Source organism: Arcicella gelida, from assembly GCF_034931025.1.
Taxonomy (GTDB): Bacteria; Bacteroidota; Bacteroidia; order Cytophagales; family Spirosomataceae; genus Arcicella; species Arcicella gelida.
Genome location: NZ_JAYGIL010000004.1, coordinates 170,615 through 190,268, shown reverse-complemented (window position 1 = coordinate 190,268; position 19,654 = coordinate 170,615). Strand labels below are relative to the sequence as shown.

Annotated in this window: 18 protein-coding genes; all 18 read left to right on the top strand. The window is 35.5% G+C overall.

The features are described 5' to 3' along the window. Positions 1-2: 2 nt before the first annotated feature. The 18 genes from VB776_RS04490 (at position 3) to VB776_RS04405 (ending at position 19,630) form a co-directional block, all read left to right on the top strand. Positions 3-272: a hypothetical protein gene (locus tag VB776_RS04490; RefSeq protein ID WP_323326421.1), complete on the top strand. Its 270-nt coding sequence runs from the start codon at positions 3-5 to the stop codon at positions 270-272. A 77-nt stretch (positions 273-349) separates the two neighbouring features. Beyond that, the gene (locus VB776_RS04485) at positions 350-898 is read left to right on the top strand and encodes a hypothetical protein (protein WP_323326419.1); all 549 of its coding nucleotides are present in this window, start codon (positions 350-352) and stop codon (positions 896-898) included. Continuing rightward, a complete protein-coding gene (locus VB776_RS04480) occupies positions 885-1,502 on the top strand; it encodes a hypothetical protein (RefSeq protein ID WP_323326417.1) in 618 nt (205 codons plus the stop codon). The genes VB776_RS04485 and VB776_RS04480 overlap by 14 nt, the downstream gene beginning before the upstream one ends. 65 nt (positions 1,503-1,567) lie before the next feature. Then, on the top strand, positions 1,568-1,963 hold the full coding sequence (locus VB776_RS04475) for a hypothetical protein (RefSeq protein WP_323326415.1): 396 nt from the start codon (positions 1,568-1,570) through the stop codon (positions 1,961-1,963). A gap of 15 nt (positions 1,964-1,978) precedes the next feature. Then, a complete protein-coding gene (locus VB776_RS04470; protein WP_323326412.1) occupies positions 1,979-2,350 on the top strand; it encodes a hypothetical protein in 372 nt (123 codons plus the stop codon). 408 nt (positions 2,351-2,758) lie between these two features. Then, positions 2,759-3,808, top strand: a complete 1,050-nt coding sequence (locus VB776_RS04465) for a PDDEXK nuclease domain-containing protein (RefSeq protein WP_323326410.1) — start codon at positions 2,759-2,761, stop codon at positions 3,806-3,808. 678 nt (positions 3,809-4,486) lie between these two features. Further along, positions 4,487-5,692 (top strand): c-type cytochrome, encoded by a 1,206-nt coding sequence (locus VB776_RS04460; RefSeq protein ID WP_323326408.1) that lies wholly within the window; start codon positions 4,487-4,489, stop codon positions 5,690-5,692. 68 nt (positions 5,693-5,760) lie between these two features. Continuing rightward, the gene (locus VB776_RS04455) at positions 5,761-8,841 is read left to right on the top strand and encodes a TAT-variant-translocated molybdopterin oxidoreductase (protein WP_323326406.1); all 3,081 of its coding nucleotides are present in this window, start codon (positions 5,761-5,763) and stop codon (positions 8,839-8,841) included. A gap of 104 nt (positions 8,842-8,945) precedes the next feature. Further along, positions 8,946-10,355, top strand: coding sequence for an NrfD/PsrC family molybdoenzyme membrane anchor subunit (gene nrfD / locus VB776_RS04450; RefSeq protein ID WP_184129429.1), 1,410 nt, complete (start codon positions 8,946-8,948; stop codon positions 10,353-10,355). Between the two features lie 57 nt (positions 10,356-10,412). Continuing rightward, complete coding sequence (locus tag VB776_RS04445) at positions 10,413-10,937, top strand: DUF3341 domain-containing protein (protein ID WP_184129433.1); 525 nt, start codon at positions 10,413-10,415, stop codon at positions 10,935-10,937. 56 nt (positions 10,938-10,993) lie between these two features. Further along, positions 10,994-11,611 carry a c-type cytochrome gene (locus VB776_RS04440; RefSeq protein ID WP_323326404.1) on the top strand — a complete coding sequence of 206 codons (618 nt, stop codon included), beginning with the start codon at positions 10,994-10,996 and terminating at the stop codon, positions 11,609-11,611. Between the two features lie 82 nt (positions 11,612-11,693). Next, the gene (locus tag VB776_RS04435; protein WP_323326402.1) at positions 11,694-13,025 is read left to right on the top strand and encodes a quinol:cytochrome C oxidoreductase; all 1,332 of its coding nucleotides are present in this window, start codon (positions 11,694-11,696) and stop codon (positions 13,023-13,025) included. Positions 13,026-13,116: 91 nt separating this feature from the next. Continuing rightward, positions 13,117-14,223 carry a cytochrome c oxidase subunit II gene (locus tag VB776_RS04430; protein WP_323326400.1) on the top strand — a complete coding sequence of 369 codons (1,107 nt, stop codon included), beginning with the start codon at positions 13,117-13,119 and terminating at the stop codon, positions 14,221-14,223. A gap of 35 nt (positions 14,224-14,258) precedes the next feature. After that, complete coding sequence (locus VB776_RS04425; protein WP_323257590.1) at positions 14,259-16,142, top strand: cytochrome c oxidase subunit I; 1,884 nt, start codon at positions 14,259-14,261, stop codon at positions 16,140-16,142. 145 nt (positions 16,143-16,287) lie between these two features. Beyond that, the gene (locus VB776_RS04420) at positions 16,288-17,253 is read left to right on the top strand and encodes a COX15/CtaA family protein (RefSeq protein ID WP_323326398.1); all 966 of its coding nucleotides are present in this window, start codon (positions 16,288-16,290) and stop codon (positions 17,251-17,253) included. Between the two features lie 53 nt (positions 17,254-17,306). Beyond that, a complete protein-coding gene (cyoE, locus tag VB776_RS04415; protein WP_323326396.1) occupies positions 17,307-18,194 on the top strand; it encodes a heme o synthase in 888 nt (295 codons plus the stop codon). A 30-nt stretch (positions 18,195-18,224) separates the two neighbouring features. Further along, positions 18,225-18,818, top strand: a complete 594-nt coding sequence (locus VB776_RS04410; protein WP_323326394.1) for a cytochrome c oxidase subunit 3 — start codon at positions 18,225-18,227, stop codon at positions 18,816-18,818. A 53-nt stretch (positions 18,819-18,871) separates the two neighbouring features. Next, on the top strand, positions 18,872-19,630 hold the full coding sequence (locus tag VB776_RS04405) for a cytochrome c oxidase subunit 3 (RefSeq protein ID WP_184129454.1): 759 nt from the start codon (positions 18,872-18,874) through the stop codon (positions 19,628-19,630). Positions 19,631-19,654: the final 24 nt, after the last annotated feature.

The window sequence follows — 19,654 nt, the reverse complement described above, 5'->3', positions numbered from 1 at the left end:
TCATGGAAAACTTTATATACTCGAAAACACCTCTTTTTGTCACGATTGAAGAAGTCATGGTAATAATGGAGTGCAAAAAGACATTTGCCTACAAAACGATTCAATCTATAAAAGAAGAGAATCCTTCACTAAAGACAAAAGGCTCAAGAATACCTACTAAATTACTTGCAGAACATATTGGTTTAACCGTTGAGGAAATAGGTGATATTCTCTCTGAACATAACGGAACAAATATCTCTCCGCCATTTCCTTTAATTCCTTTAGATTCCTGACTGATAAAATAAAACTTTTCAACTTTGCTAACGCTGGTACATTTAGTGCCAGCGTTTTTTTATTTAAAGCAAATCACATGAAAAAAAATCCAATAACATTTTTTGCTGAAAGAGAAGTGAAAGATAAGCTTGATGAAAAGCTTAAAGCAACTGGAATGACCAAAGAAGAGTATCTGAGTTGGCTTATTGAAAGCGATTCAATCGAGGACGAAGAAGAGATAGTTGAAGAAGAAACAACAGAGAGTAATTCTTTAGCTGGAATTGTAAACGTCACCGAAAAAGATGACTTAATTGCTTCTCTCCAAGATTATAACCGGGGTTTAGAGCAAAGGATTTCAGAATTTGAGGAAGATATACTTTTAGACAAGCTTTTCCCAATAGTAAGAGGTCATTCGCTCAACATCAAAGGGTCTAAAAGTGTCTATGAAATTGAAACAAAAGCAGACTTCTTTAAATGTCTTGTTCACAACTTTTACATTGGTTTTGACCCTGAAGACTTTGGTTTAGATGAGAATTGGGATGATGACGACGAAGAAGAGGACGAATACGAAGAAGCGTATGATGATGACGACGATGATGATGATGATGATGAGCCTTCCCAAACCCTAGAAAATGGAAAATATTAAAATAGGTTCAGTGGTTTACTGGAATAAAAACGGTGCAAGAGTATATTGGCGACCAGACTTAAACGACCCTGTAGATTTTCTTTCTGAAGAATTTCTGGAAGGAACAAGAGATGATGGTCATCCTTATTCTGAAAAGTTTGCTTACGATGTGCCACATGAAGGACAGCCCATTAATCCATCAATAATTGACACTGTGGCTGGTTCTGTTACTGGTGTGATTCAATATAAGAATGGTATAGGTTTTTATCCTCTAAGATTTCCTTTTACGTTTTATAATCTTGATGGTAAGAACCATGATGATTCGTCAAAAACATTGAAAGTATATGTTAATGCAGAAGACATCAGCATGGATACAGCCCAAAGTAAAACAGATAAGGAAAATAAGGAGCTGATTGATTCAGTCTTAAATGATAATCCTGATAAGCTTGGGGTAGCCCAAAATGATAATGGTAGCAAGGGTTCAAAAATCCCCTGGTTAACAATCGCAATTATCCTAGCTGTTGTGGTATTTGCATTTTTGACTTTCTGGTATATCAATAAAAGTAAGTCGAGAAATCTCCAAGCAGGAATTACCGTTCCTCCAAACAGGATTGTTTCAGTTTAGCAATACTTTTCAGATTCAAATATTTCAAATGAATCGAGGTAAAAACACTTTATAAAAAAGATACTATGGGAATACCAATAGCCGCAATATTAAGTGCCGTCGGCTCTATCACAGAAACAGTGGGTTCAATATTTGTCAGTGGGGACAAAGTTAAAATTGCACAAACTGAAGTAGATAAGGCAAGAGAAGCCGTCAATTCAATTAAAGCCCAAGGCGATATAGCCAAAACTAAATTGGCAGAAAAAGCTTTAGATGTAAAAATCGCACAATACAAAGCCCTTTCCAGCGAGAAAGAAGATGCTAGTAATCTAAGTACCACAAAAGTAGTTGGTGCGATTGTAATCGTTTTGACACTAATATTAGTTACATTTTTTGCTTTCAAATTTAAGACAAAAAGTAATGCTAATTATACGACAATCAGTCCATATCCACAGCCTGTCGTTAAATATACACCTGTCTAATCTCTACATACTTGTATGAATAATGAACTAACAGATAAAATATCATTCAGGGTATCTAAAGAGCTAAAAGCAAGACTTAAAGAAAATTCCGAAAGGTCAGGGCTTTCTTTAACAAATTATATTCTTTACTATTTAGAAACGCCTCTTCAAGAAACTCAAAATTGGGCTGAATATCAAAAAAAGGTACTAGAATTTAAGAAGCAGATTGATGTTCTGAAAATTGAAAAGTCTCAGCTTCAAGAAAAGCTTAAACAATCTATCCCTCTTTCCAAAGTTGAAGAGATTAAGCGAAAAGTAAAGGACGATTTTCATCCAACGTATAGTAAAGAGATTTCAGAAGCCTACGAGATGGGGTATAAAGATGGATATAAAGATAGGAGCAAATAACGTCATTTAAGCAAAATTAAATTTATAAGCCTGATACTTTAAGTGTCGGGCTTTTTCTTTTAAATGGATTCTTGTTTCTGACAGACACTTATCAAAGCCGACTTAGAGTAACATAGAACTTGTCCGACCCGTCAGAAAGCTGTTTAAAACTACATTCATCCTGTCTAATACAGATTCAAAAAGTGTCCGACAAAGGTAAAACTTGTCTAAGTTGACGGTGAAGTCGTCTAAATCAGTAGTATTACTTGTCGGACAAAAAAATAGACTTGTGAGGTGATTAGTCTTTTTAGACAGATATGTTGAAGTAGTTTTATAGATATAAGTATCTACAATTTGACATAATTTTGAGTATCAGAAAGCATTGAATTATCTTCGTAAGATACTAATAATGTAAAGACTATTTATAAGATGTCTATCTCCACACATTCAGAATACAAAGATTGGCTTAGAGAACTGAAAGCCAATATTAAAAAGTCTCAAATTAAAGCTTCGCTGGCGGTTAATTCAGAGTTGATACAGCTTTATTGGCATTTGGGTAAACAGATTGTCGAAAAACAAGAGAACGCCAAATGGGGTAGTGGTTTTATCGACCAGTTGAGTAAGGATTTGAAAGAGGAGTTCCCTAGTCTAGGTGGTTTCTCTGCTAAAAATCTAAGATATTGTAAGGCATTTTACGAGTATTATAGCAATCCTTCAATTTGGCAACAACTTGTTTCCAAATTAGAAACCTTATTGTTTAACATTCCATGGGGACATCACATCCTTATTATTCAAAGAATTAAAAATCAAGAAGAAGCTATTTTCTATGTTCAACAAACAATAGAAAATAATTGGAGTCGTGCTGTTTTGGACTATCAAATTGAAACGAAACTTTACCAACGTCAGGGTAAAGCTATCACTAATTTTAAAAATACTTTGCCCGAACCAGAAAGCGACCTTGCCAATGCTTTGTTGAAGGATAGCTATAATTTTGAGTTTTTAACACTTTCGAGTAAAGTAAAAGAATTGGAGCTAGAACAAAAACTGATTGAGAATATCACTCATTTCCTATTGGAGTTGGGCAAAGGCTTTGCCTATTTGGGACGACAATTTGAGATAAATGTAGGCGGAGAATTATTTAAGACAGATTTACTCTTTTATCATACCAAACTAAAATGTTATGTAGTGATTGAACTGAAAGTAACAAAGTTCAAACCTGAGTACGTAGGCAAACTCAATTTTTATGTTACAGCTATTGATAGAGTGGTAAAAGATTCAACTGATAAGCCTACCATTGGAATTTTGTTGTGTAGAAGTAAAAATGATGTTGTCGTGGATTTTGCCTTGCATGACGTGAACAAACCTATGGGCGTTAGTGAATATACTTACACCGAATTACCCACACAGATACAAAATGCACTCCCAACGATAGAGCAGTTTACTGAACGTTTAAATCAAGAAGATGAAGCAGACATTTAGCTACAATACCCACTGAATCATATAAATAAAATGATTTCATTTAATGGACTTTAAGCCGTCACAATATATCATAAGAGGCATTGTTTTGTTACTATTTTGTTACTTTTTATTCCATATATACATAAGAGGTTGATATGTGTTGTATTATGTAGTCCGCTCGAGACCTCAGATTTAAAAGCCTTTTAGCAGATGCTAAAAGGCTTTTTTTATGCTTTTAGGTAAATTCAAACCTTTGAGTTAATATTTAGTTGATTATTGAAGATAATTTTACTTATATAAAATCAATCTAAATATTGTTTTCGTACTGCAAAAAATCAATTCTTTATTACCTTTATGAGCGGTTAATTTAGATGTAAGAGCGGTCTTGATATTGTACAAACGAATCAGCGTAAATTTCAATATAATAAAGTGCTAAAATTATGCCTTTGCTTAGAAAGATTCTAAATTGGTGAGAGCGATACGAAATTTGCAAAAAATGCACATTGAATTAATTGGTTCATAAATAATCCAATTGTACTTTTGTGACCCGCAAAAGTGTCTATTTGATAAAATTGCTAGAAAAAAAGAACTTGTGTCTCTAATTTCCTAAAAGGATATTCAAGTTTTGATAATTGAAAAAATTGAATTTAATCTTGTATTTTTATATAAATGTTCTGTTATAAAACGATTATGATAACCATGAAACGCTTGAAAATTGTTGCACTAACGGCAGTTTTAGGCTTCTTCGCCGCAACTGTGAATGTTAACGCACAAGACGTAGCCGAAGGGGAACAAATTTTCAAAAACAACTGTGCCGCTTGTCACAACACAAACGATGAGACCCTAGTTGGTCCTGGCTTGAAGGGAATTGGTGAAAGAAGACCCTTAGAATGGATTGTTAAATGGGTACACAACCCTCAGGCTGTAATTGCATCTGGCGACAAATATGCGAACGACCTTTTTAAGAAGTTCAATCAAGCTCAGATGACTCCTTATCCAAACTATTCTGAAGATCAAATCAAAAGTGTTATTGCTTATATTGATGCACAGGCAGCTCCAGTAGCTCCCGTACCAGGTGAAGGTGGCGCAGTAGCAGGTGCTCCAGCAGAAGGTTCTTCAAACGGAGGAATGATGCAATATATTTTAGTTGCATTATTAGGAGTAATGATTCTTGTTTTAGTTGCGTTATTATCAATTGTTTCTTCACTTTCAAAATTAGCTTCTATTGATCCTAATTCAGATGAAGCTAAGGACGTTCCTTTCTTTCAGAAAATTGCTGAAAACGGAAAGAAGTTAGCAGGAAATAGTGCATTCAAAACTGGTGCAGCATTATTAATCACTCTTTTGATTGGTAAAGCAACTATCGATACTGCTTATGGTGTAGGTATTCACCAAGGATATGCACCAGAGCAACCAATCCAATTCTCTCACAAATTGCATGCAGGACAGTACGAAATCAACTGTAACTACTGTCACACAGGTGTTTATAAAGGAAAAGGTGCAAACATTCCTTCTGCAAACATTTGTATGAACTGCCATAATGTTATCAAACGTGAATCTCCAGAAATTCAAAAGATCTATCGTTCTTTAGAAAACGATGAGCCTATTCAATGGGTTAGAGTTCACAATTTGCCTGATTTAGCTTATTTTAACCACTCTCAACACACTAATGTAGGTGGTTTAGAATGTACTAACTGTCATGGTGAAATCAATAAGATGGAAGTTGTTGAGCAACGTTCATCATTAACGATGGGTTGGTGTATCGACTGTCACAGAAAGACAGACGTTAACACAAAAGACAATGCTTACTACGACAAATTAGTAGAATTACATAATAAGGAAAACAAAGAACCTTTGAAAGTTCAAAATATTGGAGGTTTAGAGTGTTCAAAATGTCACTATTAATCAAAATGATTTTCAGTGTTGACATTTTAAGTTTATAATCAAGATATTTCGTTATACATATTAAATATATGGAAAATAATACAAAACGATATTGGAGAGGGCTTGAGGAATTGACCAATGAAGCAGAATTTGTAAAGTATGCTCATCGTGAATTTGGAGATGCCCCTACAACAGATGAAAAAGGTGAAGCTATTATTGATGGTACAAATACCAATCGCCGTGACTTTTTAAAAGTTTTAGGTTTTGGAGTATCAGCAGTTACTTTGGCAGCTTGTGAAGCGCCAGTAAAAAAGACTATCCCTTATTTGAACAAACCTGAAGATGTAGAGCCAACGATTGCAAACTGGTACGCATCTACTTTTACAGATGGTGGTGACTATGCTTCGGTATTGGTTAAAACTCGTGAAGGTCGTCCAATCAAAATTGAAGTAAACCCTCAGTCATCTCTTACTAAAGGTATTTCTGCTCGTGTTCATGCCTCTGTATTGAGTCTTTATGATAATGAGAAATTAAAAGGAGCTTTAGTTGCAGGTGCACCTGCAGATTGGAAAGTAGCTGATAAAGAAATTATATCAGGACTTACTAAAATTGCTGCTAAAGGTGGGCAGATTAGAATTGTATCAAACACAATTTTATCACCAACTACTAAGAAAGTAATTTCAGAGTTCATTGCGAAATATCCTACAACGAAATTAGTAACGTACGATGCTAATTCGTTATCAGGGCTTGCTCAAGCAAACGGAGGTGTTGTGCCAAGTTTTGATTTTAGTAAAGCAAAAACAATTGTTTCTATCGGGGCTGATTTCTTAGGAACTTGGTTATCTGGAGATGAGTTTTCAGAACAGTGGGCTAAAACTCGTAGAGTAAGCTCTGCTGAAGGTGGAAACAAAGAAATGTCTCGTCATTATCAGTTTGAGACAATCATGTCGATGACTGGAGCTAATTCAGATTATCGTTCAACTTATAAACCATCGCAAGAAGGTTTAGTTGTAGCTTCACTTTACAATGCAGTAGCTTCTAAACTTGGTGCTGCAACGATTGCTACTTCAACTGTAAAAATTGATCATCTTGATAAAGCTGCTGCTGACTTAGTAGCAACTAAAGGTGCATCATTGGTTGTTTCTGGTTCTAACGACCCAGCGGTTCAATCAATTGTTGTTGCTATCAACAGTTTATTAGGTTCTTATGGAACTACTATTGATGCAGGTTCTCCTGTAAGTTATCGTTCAGGTTCGGATGTAGCAATGAATAGCTTTATCTCTGAAGCGAAAGCTGGTCAAATTGCTGCAGTAATCTTCTATAATGCTAATCCCGTTTATAACCATCCACGTGGAGCAGAATTAGCTGAAGCTTTACCAAAAATTGAATTAAGTATTTCAACTAACGACAGAGCAGACGAAACAGGGTCACTTTGTAAATATAGCACTCCAGATTCTCATTATTTAGAATCTTGGAATGATTCAGAACCTAAGAAAGGCTACTTCTCATTCACTCAGCCTACAATCTCAACAATTTTCAAGACTCGTCAAGCTCAATCAAGTTTCTTAACTTGGGCAGGTTTGAACGGAGACTATGCTACATATCTTGAAAATAGCTGGTTAGGTATTTTAGGTGGAAAAGTTGCTTGGTCTAAAGTATTGCACGACGGTATTTATGAGTTAGGTTCCGCTGTTTCCGCTGCAACACCAGCTGTAAATCTTGCTGAAGCGGCTACTTTAGTTGCTAAAAACTATAAAGCTACTTCTGATAAAATGGAATTAGCTATTTATGAAAAAGTAATTATGGGTTCTGGTTCTCAGGCAAATAACCCTTGGTTACAAGAATGTCCAGAGCCAGTATCTAAAGCATGTTGGGGCAATTATGCAACAGTATCTTTAGCAACTGCTAAAAAATTAGCGTTAGATCAAGAAGTTGAATTAGATACCCTTGAAGTTGAAGTTTCAGTAAATGGTAAATCAGTTAAGTTACCATTCATTGTTCAACCAGGTCAGGCAAACGATACTGTAGCAATTGCTATTGGTTACGGACGTACTAAAGCTGGTAAATCAGCTGATGGAGTAGGTGTTAATGCTTATCCATTCGCTTCAGTTGTAAATGGAAATGTCGCTTACTTCAATGCTGGTGATGTTCAAGTAAAAGCAACTGGTGAAACTGCAAAAATTGCTCGTACACAAACTCACAATACAGTAATGGCTCGTGAGGCTGTAGTTCAAGAAACAGTTTTAGGTGCTTATAAAAAGAATGTTGAAGCTGGTCGTTTCAAACCAGAAATTTCAACAGCAGAAGGTAAGAAAACTGCAATGGACATTACTTTATGGAATGGACATAAATACAATAACCACGCATGGGGTATGGTAATCGACCTTAACACATGTACAGGTTGTTCTGCTTGTGTGGTTTCTTGTAATGCTGAAAATAATATTGCAGTAGTTGGTCGTCAAGAAGTAATTAATCGTCGTGAAATGCACTGGATGCGTATCGACCGTTATTATTCTTCTGATGCTGATGTTGAAGATGTAAAAGGATTAGAATATGCTTCTGAAAATCCAGAAGTTGTATTCCAACCAATGTTATGTCAACACTGTAATAATGCTCCTTGTGAAACAGTTTGTCCAGTATTGGCAACAACTCACTCTACTGAAGGACTTAACCAAATGACTTACAACCGTTGTATTGGTACACGTTATTGTGCTAACAACTGTCCATATAAAGTTCGTCGTTTCAACTGGTTCCGTTACTACCAAACAGATGAGTACGATTTCCACTTCAACAACGATTTAGGGCGTATGGTGATTAACCCAGACGTAACAGTTCGTTCACGTGGGGTTATGGAAAAATGCTCAATGTGTGTACAACGTATCCAAGCTGGTAAATTAGAAGCGAAGAAAGAAAAGAGAAGACCAAAAGATGGAGAAATCCAAACTGCTTGTTCTCAGTCTTGTCCTACTAACGCTATTACTTTTGGAGATATGAATGATGAAACATCAGAAATCTCGAAATTATTAGCAGTAGAACGTAAAGGCCGTGCATTTGGTGTAATCGAAGAAATTAATGTTAAGCCAAGTATTTCCTACTTAGTGAAAATCCGTAATAAGGATGAAGTAGTTAAAAAAGAAGAAGCTAAAGCTGAGCACAAAGAACACGCATAATATTGTCGAGAATGATATTGAAGAGTAATATTTATGAATAGATTTTACTCTTCAATCATTTTTTTTGATCCATCACTGAAATTAAAACTATCAAATATTAAAATATGTCGCACGTAGTATCACCCATAAGAGAAACCCTCGTTTCAGGCGGTAAATCTTATCACGACGTTACAAATGATATTTGTAAGCAAGTAGAAGGGGCTCCAACAAAAGAATGGAAAATAGCTTTTGGAGTATCTCTCGTAGTTTTTGCTTACGGTGCTTATTGTCTATTCTGGACATGGTGGCAAGGAATCGGAGTCTGGGGCTTAAATAAAACAGTTGGCTGGGCTTGGGATATTACCAACTTCGTATGGTGGGTAGGTATTGGTCACGCTGGTACTTTGATTTCTGCCGTACTTTTATTGTTCCGTCAGAAATGGAGAACATCTATTAACCGTGCTGCGGAAGCGATGACAATCTTTGCCGTACTTTGTGCAGCATCGTTTATCTTGGCTCACATGGGTCGTCCTTGGTTATTCCACTGGGCATTACCATTACCAAATACATTTGGATCACTTTGGGTAAACTTCAACTCTCCTTTAGTTTGGGACGTTTTCGCTATCTCGACTTATCTTTCAGTATCATTAGTATTCTGGTATTTAGGACTTGTTCCAGATTTAGCAACAATTCGTGATAGAGCACAAACTAAAGCTTCGAAATTCTGGTACGGCTTGTTCAGTTTAGGTTGGAATGGTTCAGCAAAAACTTGGGCACGTTATGAATACGTATCTTTAATTCTTGCAGGTATTTCAACGCCACTTGTACTTTCTGTACACACGATTGTATCAATGGACTTTGCAACTTCTGTAATTCCAGGATGGCATACTACCATTTTCCCTCCATACTTCGTTGCTGGTGCGATTTTCTCAGGTTTTGCAATGGTACAATCTTTATTATTAATTACTCGTGTAGTATTTAAATTAGAAGATTATATTACAATTGAACACATCGAAATGATGAACATCATCATTACTGTTACTGGTTCAATCGTAGGTATTGCTTATTTAACAGAGTTCTTCATCGCTTGGTATTCAGGAGTAGAGTACGAAAGCTACTGTTTCGTTAACCGTGCTACTGGTCCTTACTGGTGGGCATATTGGATGATGATGAGCTGTAACGTAATTTCTCCACAACTTTTCTGGTTCAAAAAATTACGTACAAGTATCCTTGTTTCGTTCATCTTATCTGTGATTGTAAATATTGGTATGTGGTTCGAACGTTTTGTAATTATCGTTTCTTCATTACACCGTGACTATATCCCTTCTTCATGGGCTATGTTCTCGCCAACAATGTATGATATTGGTGATTATATTTTCTCTTTCGGATTATTCTTTACATTATTCTTCTTGTTTGCGAAATTCTTACCTGTAATCAATATGTTCGAGGTTAAGTCTGTAATGAAAGGTGTTTCAACAAACTATCCTTTCAAGAAAAAACAAGGTGGAGAAAAATCTAAAGAAAATGTTCACTAGTAATTAGGTTAAAGTTTTACTAGTTACAAATCACAAAACAGAATAAAGATTCAAACAATGGATTCAACAGAAAGATATTTAGTCGGAGTATATGATGATGATGATGAAGTCTTACAAGCTGTAACAACAGTGAAGAAAAGCGGAATCAAAATCGAGGAAGTTTATACTCCATTCCCAATTCACGGATTAGATGTTGCAATTGGGCATCCACGCACTCGTATTCCTATCGCAGCCTTTTTATTCGGTTGTTTAGGTTTAACATGTATTTTCTCTTTGATAAACTATACAATGGTTTTCGACTGGCCAATGATTATTGGTGGTAAAGACTTCTTTGCTTTGCCTGACTGGATTCCAGTTTCATTTGAAGGTACTGTATTGTTTACTGCCTTTGGTATGGTTGGTACTTTCTTGGTATCAAACAGCTTGTGGCCAGGTAAGAAACCAAGAACTTTCGATTTAAGAAGTACAGATGATAGATTTATTTTGACTGTCAATATGGCAAACAATAAAAAGTCAGAATCAGAAATCGAATCTATTTTGAAAGCAACAGGTGCAATCGAAGTGAACGTTAAGCAATTTTAGTTTATGTCACTTGAAATGATTTCTAAGTGATTGACGAAAAAAATATTTCTAAAATTATGTTTACTAACAAAACAAAAAGTCTTTTAGTAAGTGGAGTTATCGCATTATCGCTAACAGCTTGTAAAGACAAACATAACGATCCAGGGACTGAATTTGCTCCAAATATGTATCATTCGGTAGCATACGAGCCAATGTCGCAGTCTGAAGGAGATACAAACCATATTAATCCTTACGGAATGAATATGCGTTTACCAGTAAAAGGAACTGTACCTCGTAGTAATTTTGGCAAAGCACAAAGTGATTCTGTGAATGCTAAATTACTTCAAATGGATTTAATCGCTCGAAATATTAAATCTGGAGATATGGCTTCTTCTGAAGCTTTATTGAGTAATCCTTTTGCTCCTACAGAAAAAAACCTTGAAGCTGGTAAAGAACAATACGAAAGATTTTGTCAGCACTGCCACGGTGAGGCTGGTAAAGGCGATGGTCTTGTAGGTAAAAAATATGCGGGTGTACCTGTATATTCATCTGATGCTTTGAAAGATGTAAACGACGGACATATTTATCATACAATTACACATGGAAAAGGTAGAATGTGGGCTCATGGTTCACAGATTTCTTCTGCAGACCGTTGGAAGATTGTATTGTATGTTCATGAATTACAAAAGCAATAAGATTATTTGCTAAGGATTATTTCGGAGTTTCAGGGTAAACTCTTTAAAAGTATAAAATCAAACTTACAAACTTTATAGTATAATGGCGGGACATTCACATTTTTCCCCAGCTAACGTCGAAGAATATTTTGAGTTCACGGCGGAGGGTCGCAAGAGAATCATTTATGCTTTTGTGGCTGGAGTTGTAGCTCTACTAGTTGGAATTTATTTGTTATCACGTGGTGAAGGGCACGAAGTAGTTCAAGCAGCTGCTGAACATGGTGCTGAGCACGGAGAACACCTTTCTGGCGGAGCGGTTTCTCATCATGGTGATTACGACTGGACGAACCGTATCTGGGCAAACCTTTGGTTGAACGGAGTATATTTTACAGGTATTGCTGTAATTGGTATGTTCTTTGTTTCAATTCAATACCTTGCTAAAGCTGGTTGGTCATCAGTAATTAAAAGAATTCCAGAAGCATTTCCACGTTTCTTGATGATAACTGGACCTGTTTTAATTTTAACATTCATTTTCAAAGGTGATGTCATTTTCCACTGGATGCACCATGGAATTACAGATCCTTCAAGCGAGCATTATGATAAAATCATTGCTGGAAAATCAGGATATTTGAATCAAGGGTTTTTCATAGGTAGAATGGTTGTGTTTTTTGCACTTTGGTTAATTCTTTGGAATTGGATGCGTAAAAAATCTATTGATGAAGATTTGAACGGAGGTAATACTAACTTCTACGATATGGTGAAAATTGCTACAGGTTTTATTGTAGTAATGGGTATTTCGAGTTCAATGTCAGCTTGGGACTGGGTTATGTCTATCGACACTCACTGGTTCTCTACAATGTTCGGATGGTATATGTTCTCTTCATGGCATGTTACAGGTTTAGCTACTATTACTTTAACGGTATTGTTATTGAAAGACAAAGGATATATGCAATATGTGAATTTTAGCCATTTACACGATTTAGGTAAATTCATGTTTGCTTTCTCTATCTTCTGGACTTACGTTTGGTTCGAACAGTTTTTGTTGATTTACTATGCTAACTTCCCTGAAGAAACGATTTATTTCTTAGAGCGTTGGGAAGGTCATGACAAAATCTACAAAGCTACAGAAATATTAAACGTTGTGTTTAACTTTTTCTTCCCATTCTTAGTAATGATGACTCGTGATGCAAAAAGAACTGCAATTTTCTTGAAAATCTGTTGTGCTTTCATCATCGTTGGTCACTACTTAGATTTCTACCAAATGATTATGCCAGGAACTATTGGACCTCACGGTGGATTCGGTTTAGTAGAGTTTGGTATGGTTACAATTTTTGCTTCTGCTTTCATTTACATTGTATCAAATGAATTAACAAAAGCTTCTTTAGTAGCTAAAAATCATCCTTTCTTGGAAGAAGCTCTTCATCACGATATTTAATTTTACTGAAATAGAAAAAAAAGTTTTATCACAAAAAACATTTTTGATAAACATTTTATTAAGAATTTATAATTAAAATTTATTTACGAACATGACGTATTTAATAGGACTTTTGTCAGTAATATTCTTGATTTTGGCAATTATCATTGTCAGCAAGAGTATGGCTTTATCAAAAGGTATTCAGGGAACTGATACAGACTCTGATGTACCAGTTGACGGAGCTAATAATCTAAATGCAATTGGGTTCATTATATTCTTGGTTTTAGGTTCTATTGGTGCTGCATGGTCGTTTTTCCACGCAAGACCAGACTTTTTACCAGTAGCGGCATCAGAACATGGTGTTAAGACAGATAGTATGTTTTGGATTTCAATGGGAGTAATTACTTTCGCATTCTTTGTTACGAATGCACTTCTATTTGTTTTCCCTTTTATCTATCGTTACAAAAAAGGAAATATTGCAACTTTCTATCCCGTTAACCACAAGCTAGAACTTATCTGGACTGTAATTCCTGCTATTGTAATGGCAGTACTTGTATTTACAGGTTGGAGAACTTGGAGAGATATTACTTCACAAGCACCAGATAATGCTGTTGTGATTGAAGTGACAGGTCACCAATTCGGATGGTATGTTAGATATGCTGGAAATGATGACAACAAATTAGGAAACAATAACTATAAATTGATTGATAATACAAACAGTGTAGGTATTGATTTTACTGATGAGAAATCATTTGATGATTTTACAGCTAACGAAATGCACATCCCAAAAGGAGTTCCTGTATTATTGAAAATCAAAGCTCAAGACGTATTACACTCTGTTTATTTACCTTACCAAAGGGTTAAAATGGATGCAGTGCCAGGAATGCCAACTAAATTCTGGTTTGTTCCAACGATTTCAACAGATGAGATGCGTTATAAAACTGGTAATCCTGATTTTAATTATAAGTTGAACTGTACTGAAATTTGTGGTAGTGGTCACTTCGGTATGGCAATTACAGTTTTCGTTGACGAACCAGATGATTATGCAGCTTGGTGTAAACAACAAAAGCCATTCTTAACTCAAAATCCTGATTACTTGGCTAAAGTTCCTGAAAAGTTCAAAGCAAAAGCTCAAAAATATATTGAAGCTCCTGTTGTTGAAACAGACAGTACTACAGCAACAGAAACAGTTACAGCTGGAACGGTATCTTTACGTTAAACTACTTATTCAACAAGAATAAATTTTCATTAATTATGGCAACTGCGACACTAAACGCTACAGACGCTCATGCACACGAGCATGAACATGAGCATCACGAGTTAGGCTTTGTTCAAAAATATATATTTTCAGAAGATCACAAAACGATTGCTAAGCAGTACTTAATTTCAGGTATTATCTGGGCATTCTTTGGTGGTGCGATGTCAATTATTTTCCGTTTACAATTAGGTTTTCCTGATATGGATTTAACTTGGTTAAAGCCAGTATTAGGTCAATGGATTGTTGATGGAAAATTAGAGAAAGAATTTTATTTAGCACTTGTTACAATGCACGGAACCATCATGGTATTCTTTGTATTGACAGCAGGTTTATCGGGTACTTTCTCAAACTTTTTAATTCCTCTTCAGATTGGAGCAAGAGATATGGCCTCTGGCTTTATCAACATGTTATCTTATTGGTTCTTCTTCTTAGCATCAATAATCATGTTTGCTTCTTTATTTACTGAAACGGGGCCAGCATCTGGTGGTTGGGTAATTTATCCTCCATTAAGTGCTTTACCACAAGCAATGCCTGGTTCTGGTTTAGGGATGACTTTGTGGTTAACAAGTATGACATTCTTTATTGTTTCGCAGTTGATGGGTGGTATTAACTACATTTGTACAGTTATTAACCTTCGTACTCGTGGAATGTCGTTTACAAAATTACCTTTGACTATCTGGGCGTTTTTCTTTACAGCTATCTTAGGTCTTTTATCTTTCCCTGTATTATTATCGGCTGCATTATTATTGATTTTCGACCGTAGCTTTGGTACATCATTCTATCTGTCAGAAATCTATATCGGTGGTGAAGCTTTACCAAACGTAGGTGGTTCGGCTATTTTATACCAACACTTGTTCTGGTTCTTAGGTCACCCTGAAGTATATATTGTATTACTTCCAGCTTTAGGTATCACATCTGAAATTATTGCAACTAACTCACGTAAGCCAATCTTTGGTTACCGTGCGATGATTGGTTCAATGATGGGTATTACAATGCTTGCATTTATTGTATGGGCTCACCACATGTTTGTAACAGGTATGAATCCATTCCTTGGCTCGGTATTTATGTTCCTAACATTAATTATTGCAGTACCTTCAGCAGTAAAAGCATTTAACTATATTACTACACTTTGGAGAGGTAATATCATCTTTACGCCAGCGATGTTGTTCTCTATTGGTCTTGTATCATTGTTTATCTCTGGTGGTTTAACAGGTATCATTCTTGGTAACGCTGCTTTAGATATTAACTTACACGATACTTATTTCGTAGTAGCTCACTTCCACTTAGTAATGGGTGCGGCATCTTTCTTCGGATTGATGGCAGGTGTTTATCACTGGTTCCCTAAAATGTTCGGAAAAATGATGAACAAAAACATGGGATACGCTCACTTCTGGGCAACTTTCATTGGTGTTTATTGCGTATTTTTCCCAATGCACTATGTAGGTTTAGCAGGTTTCCCACGTCGTTATTATTCATTTACGGCATTAGGTAATGGTAGAATGGAAGCTTTTGTTGATATGAACATGTTTATCTCAATTGCTGCTATTTTGACATTCACTGCGCAAGTGATATTTGTAATCAACTTTGTTTATTCTATTTTCAAAGGAAAAACGGCTCCACAAAATCCATGGAACTCTACTACTTTAGAATGGACTACTCCAGTTGTTCCAGTACACGGTAACTGGGAAGGCGAAATTCCAGCAGTATATCGTTGGGCTTATGACTACAGTAAACCAGGTTCAGCAGTTGATTTCATCCCTCAGAACGTTCCGTATTCAGCAACACCTGAATCTAACTTACCAGAGGAAAATGAAGAGATTGCACATGAAAAGGATATTGAAGATTTATTAGATATTCAAAATTCATCTTATAGTCACTAAGATGTTAAAAAACCTCTAAGATTGAGAATGTGTTAATTTAGGCTATCTTAAATTAACATATTCTCAATTTTTCTTTTTAGAAGATTCATTTAGTTCAATTAAGTATTAAATGAATTTAGTTAATCAATGTTTAAATATTCTAATAATGCTTTTTAGGAAATTAGGAATATTAACAATCATTACGATTTATCTATTAGTGTTGGCTGGTGGAATTGTTAGAAGTACTGGTTCTGGAATGGGTTGTCCAGATTGGCCAAAATGCTTTGGAATGCTAATTCCCCCAACAGATGTAAGTCAACTGCCGAATAATTATCAAGAAATTTATGCAGAAAAACTTCACGGTGAAGTAGAATTTAATGTTACTAAAACATGGATAGAGTACGCTAATAGATTGCTAGGTGCCTTCACTGGAATTGTTGTATTTGCAACATTTTTAGCCTCGATTTTCTACTACTTCAAAAAAGATAGAGTAATAGTGTATTTGTCCTTTTTAGGCGTTATTTTAATAGGAGCAAATGGAGTATTAGGAAAATATGTAGTCGATTCTTTTTTGAAGCCAGGAGTGGTAACACTACACATGTTGTTAGCCGTACTGGTTGTATTTGTATTACTTTATGCCATTGCTAGGGCTTGGTCTGAAGTAATTTCAGTTGAAACAATTAGCCATAAATCAACTTTAAATTTGGTTTTGGTTTTAACATTGGTACTTTCTACTTCGCAAGTATTATTGGGTACACAAGTAAGAGAAGCAATTGATAGAGTAGTGGCTAATCCTTTATTCGGGTATAATAGAAACACTTGGATAGAACAAATGGGATTACCGTTTTTAATTCACCGTTCTTATTCATTGATTATACTTGCTCTACATGTTTATTTAGTTTGGCTTCTGAAAAAGAATATCCAAAGAGAAGGTTTGACGTATAAATTTATGGTAGCACTTTTAGCAATTGTTATCATTGAAATTATTTCAGGAATAATAATGGCTTACTTCAGTGTGCCAGCATATATTCAGCCAATTCATTTAACGCTTGCTATTTTGTCGTTAGGAATACAGTTTATCGTTTACCTGTTAATAAATGCTGAACGTGTATTTAAGGCAAGTAAAAACTAGTTTTAGCAAAGTAATTTTAGATTAAAGTGGATATTTGATATTCATAAAGTGTAATGATCTCAAAAGAAGAAAACATTCCTATCGGAATAGCTTTAAAAGTGAAAGCATATTACGAATTATTGAAATTTAGATTATCAGCGATGGTTGCATTTTCTGGTGCATTTGGCTATTCTTTAGCTGTAGATCATATTGACTGGGAGAAAATAATTTTCATTAGTTTAGGCGGTTTTTTCATTACTGGTGCAGCAAATATTGTGAATCAGATTAAAGAAAAAGAGTTAGATAAACTAATGAAAAGAACCCAGAACAGGCCATTGCCTACCGGACGGTTATCTGTAAATGAAGCCATGGTATTCTGTATAATTTTGTTAATTATCTCATCATATATTCTATTTATTGAATTTAATTACAAAGCAGGTTTACTTGGTTTATTAAGTTTTGTACTTTATGGTTTTGTCTATACTCCATTGAAAAGAGTAGGGCCAATTTCAGTTTTTGTAGGAGCTTTTCCCGGAGCTTTTCCTCCAATGATTGGTTGGGTTGCAGCCACGAACCATTTTGGATTAGAACCCGGAATATTATTTGCGATTCAGTTTTTTTGGCAATTTCCACATTTCTGGGCTATTGCATGGGTTGCTGATGAAGACTATCAAAGAGCAGGCTTTAAAATGTTGCCGAATAATGGTCATAAAGATTTAAGAACTGCCTTGACAATGATGATGTACACCATCTTTCTAGTTCCATGCGGTTTTGTACCTTATTTGTTACACATGACAGGTATCAACTCTGCGATGATAGCTGTTTTGTGTGGAGTATTGTTTTTATCACAGACATTTTATTTAATGTCGAAACCAACTGATAAGGTAGCCTTGATGATGATGTTTGGGTCGTTTATATATTTGCCAATCGTGCAAATAGCTTTTTTGATGGACAAGGTATAATTTTGATTTAGAATTGACATTTAACAAATAATGACACAAGAACATTTAGCCAATATAAAGCTAGGAGAGCCTGAAGAAACGCTCTCAATGAATCCAAAGAAGTTTATGCTTTGGTTAGCAATTGTATCAATAACCATGATGTTTGCAGGATGGACTTCAGGTTATTTAGTAAGAAAAGCAGAAGGTAGATGGCATGAGTTTGAATTGCCTCAAATCTTTTGGTATTCAACAATTATCTTGTTTGTAAGTAGTATTTCAATGATTTTCGCAGTGAGAGCTGCAAAAAAAAATAAATTCAGTACACTCAAAACAGCAATTTCTATTACTTTTGTGTTCGGGTTGGTGTTTTTAATCACTCAAGTAATTGGTTTCTCTGATTTAATTGAGAATCAATTATACTTCGCTGGCAGTGATGTTGCCGCTTCTTGGATTTATGTATTAGTCGGTTTACACGGCTTACACGTTTTTTCAGGTTTGATAGTACTTTTAGTTTCTTTGGTTTCATCGTTTAAGTTTACGAATGAATCTAAAAATCTTACCAGAATACAATTATGTGCTACTTATTGGCACTTTTTAGATATACTCTGGTTGTATTTATTCTTTTTCTTGTATTTTAATCGTTAATCTGTTTAAATTAGCGAACTTTTAAATAATTAATAAACCCCAAATTATAAAAGATGTCTGCATTACACGCTGCTACTGCCGTTCCTGAAAAATTGACATGGTCGGGTGGTTCAGAGCCTTTGAAAGCTAGTTACGGAAAACTAATGATGTGGTTTTTCTTACTTTCAGATACGTTCACTTTCTCAGCCTTATTGGTAACTTACGGTATGATTCGCTTTAGCCAGCAAGCATACACTGGTGTTCATGAAAAGTTTTTCTTCTCAACTGCTCACTGGCCAATCCCTGACAAAGTATTCGAAGCTGTTCCATTTTTACATGGTGTTGAGGCTCCATTAGTTTTTGTTGGAATCATGACATTTATTTTGATTTTCAGTTCTGTTACTATGGTATTAGCTGTTGAAGCTGGGCATCGTGGCGACCGTGCTGATGTTGAAAAATGGATGCTTTGGACAATCGTAGGTGGTTTTACTTTCTTAGGTTCACAAGCTTGGGAATGGACTCACTTCATTCACGGTCCTGCTGATTTAGCCTTAGCTGCTAAAGACGCATTGGGTAATCCTATCGAAGGTGCAAATTTGACTCGTAATCCTTACGGTCCTCCAGCATTTGCAGATTTATTCTTCTTTATTACAGGTTTCCACGGAACACACGTATTCTCAGGTGTTATTTTAAATATTTTGATTTTCTTTAACACAGCTACTGGTTTGTACGAGCGTCGTGGTCACTATGAAATGGTAGAGAAAGTAGGTCTTTACTGGCACTTTGTAGATTTAGTTTGGGTGTTTGTATTTACATTCTTCTATCTTGTATAATTCGATAACTGTTAATCTAAAAAT

Bases quoted from the DNA above. Each gene is read 5' to 3' on its own strand.
- VB776_RS04425 (WP_323257590.1), top strand. From the start codon at position 14,259: ATGGCAACTGCGACACTAAACGCTACAGACGCTCATGCACACGAGCAT.
- VB776_RS04440 (WP_323326404.1), top strand. From the start codon at position 10,994: ATGTTTACTAACAAAACAAAAAGTCTTTTAGTAAGTGGAGTTATCGCA.
- VB776_RS04470 (WP_323326412.1), top strand. From the start codon at position 1,979: ATGAATAATGAACTAACAGATAAAATATCATTCAGGGTATCTAAAGAG.
- VB776_RS04430 (WP_323326400.1), top strand. From the start codon at position 13,117: ATGACGTATTTAATAGGACTTTTGTCAGTAATATTCTTGATTTTGGCA.
- VB776_RS04420 (WP_323326398.1), top strand. From the start codon at position 16,288: ATGCTTTTTAGGAAATTAGGAATATTAACAATCATTACGATTTATCTA.
- VB776_RS04445 (WP_184129433.1), top strand. From the start codon at position 10,413: ATGGATTCAACAGAAAGATATTTAGTCGGAGTATATGATGATGATGAT.
- VB776_RS04460 (WP_323326408.1), top strand. From the start codon at position 4,487: ATGAAACGCTTGAAAATTGTTGCACTAACGGCAGTTTTAGGCTTCTTC.
- VB776_RS04465 (WP_323326410.1), top strand. From the start codon at position 2,759: ATGTCTATCTCCACACATTCAGAATACAAAGATTGGCTTAGAGAACTG.
- nrfD (WP_184129429.1), top strand. From the start codon at position 8,946: ATGTCGCACGTAGTATCACCCATAAGAGAAACCCTCGTTTCAGGCGGT.
- VB776_RS04410 (WP_323326394.1), top strand. From the start codon at position 18,225: ATGACACAAGAACATTTAGCCAATATAAAGCTAGGAGAGCCTGAAGAA.
- VB776_RS04455 (WP_323326406.1), top strand. From the start codon at position 5,761: ATGGAAAATAATACAAAACGATATTGGAGAGGGCTTGAGGAATTGACC.
- cyoE (WP_323326396.1), top strand. From the start codon at position 17,307: ATGATCTCAAAAGAAGAAAACATTCCTATCGGAATAGCTTTAAAAGTG.
- VB776_RS04480 (WP_323326417.1), top strand. From the start codon at position 885: ATGGAAAATATTAAAATAGGTTCAGTGGTTTACTGGAATAAAAACGGT.
- VB776_RS04485 (WP_323326419.1), top strand. From the start codon at position 350: ATGAAAAAAAATCCAATAACATTTTTTGCTGAAAGAGAAGTGAAAGAT.
- VB776_RS04475 (WP_323326415.1), top strand. From the start codon at position 1,568: ATGGGAATACCAATAGCCGCAATATTAAGTGCCGTCGGCTCTATCACA.
- VB776_RS04435 (WP_323326402.1), top strand. From the start codon at position 11,694: ATGGCGGGACATTCACATTTTTCCCCAGCTAACGTCGAAGAATATTTT.
- VB776_RS04490 (WP_323326421.1), top strand. From the start codon at position 3: ATGGAAAACTTTATATACTCGAAAACACCTCTTTTTGTCACGATTGAA.
- VB776_RS04405 (WP_184129454.1), top strand. From the start codon at position 18,872: ATGTCTGCATTACACGCTGCTACTGCCGTTCCTGAAAAATTGACATGG.